We start from the raw sequence: 944 nt of genomic DNA on the forward strand, positions 1-944 counted from the left end.
GGGGCTGTAGGGCTGCGGGGCTGCGGGCATGGCGAGGGGCCCGACTCCCTCTCGGGAGTTCGGGCTGGAGGCACTTGCGGTGCTTCCGCTCCCCGCCCCGGTCGCCACCGGAGCGGGCAGGGTAAGAACGGCGGCTCGCCGTGATCCGTCGAGACAATTCGTGTCCGAGCTTGCCTGGAACCGATCAGGTCCACCGATCCCGGCTCACCTCCCGACGCCGCCTTCGACTGCGAGTTCGGTTCAGATGCCGAAGTCGAGATCGGTACCGGTGTCGCTTCGGCCTGGCTGTCTTCGGCATGGTCCTTGATGCTGAATCGTGCTCGGGCCCTGGCTTTGGCGTCGTTCATGGCTTTGATGGAGCGGGCGCGGTCGGCCATGTCGGCCCAGCCGCGCAGTTCGGACTTCAGGGCTTCGGACCATTCGGACCGGTACAGCCCCAGCGGGAGCAGATCCTCCCCGGCTTCGGTGTGCACGGCATCCAGATCGGCGTCGGTGCGCCAGTCCGCACACCCGCACCCGACAGCACCCGCATCAGCATCAGCACCGGTGTCGGCCGTGGTGTCGTGGTCGTGGTGGACGATCAACGCTTTGCCGGGGCCGGTCTTGGTGAGGCTCCACCCCGCAGTGTGTATGCGGCCGTGGTGGAAGCGGCACAGCAGGCTCAGGTTCTCGGCGACCGTGGCGCCGCCGTCGGCCCAGTGGGTGATGTGGTGGGCCTCGGTCCAGGCGAGGGGCCGGGAGCACCCGGTCCAGGCGCAGCCGCCCGGCTGTTCGAGTTCGAGCTTGCGGCGGAGGGCGGTGTTAGGGAGGCGGAGGGCGCGGCCGAGCTCGACCGCTTCACCGGTGGTGTAGTCGAAGACCGAGGGGATGATGCCGGCTTCGCAGGCGAGGAGGCGGGCCTGTGCGACGGAGATGGGCTTGCCTTCGAGGAGGGGCAGGCGGCC

At 69.4% G+C, this 944-nt stretch carries 1 protein-coding gene; it reads right to left on the reverse strand.

Annotation, left to right across the window (positions count from 1 at the left end):
* Nucleotides 1-944 (reverse strand): HNH endonuclease signature motif containing protein (locus tag E9998_RS00530; protein WP_192907021.1); only part of this gene is annotated, 944 nt, incomplete at both ends.

This window comes from Glycomyces paridis, assembly GCF_004912155.1.
GTDB classification, from domain to species: Bacteria; Actinomycetota; Actinomycetes; order Mycobacteriales; family Micromonosporaceae; genus Glycomyces; species Glycomyces paridis.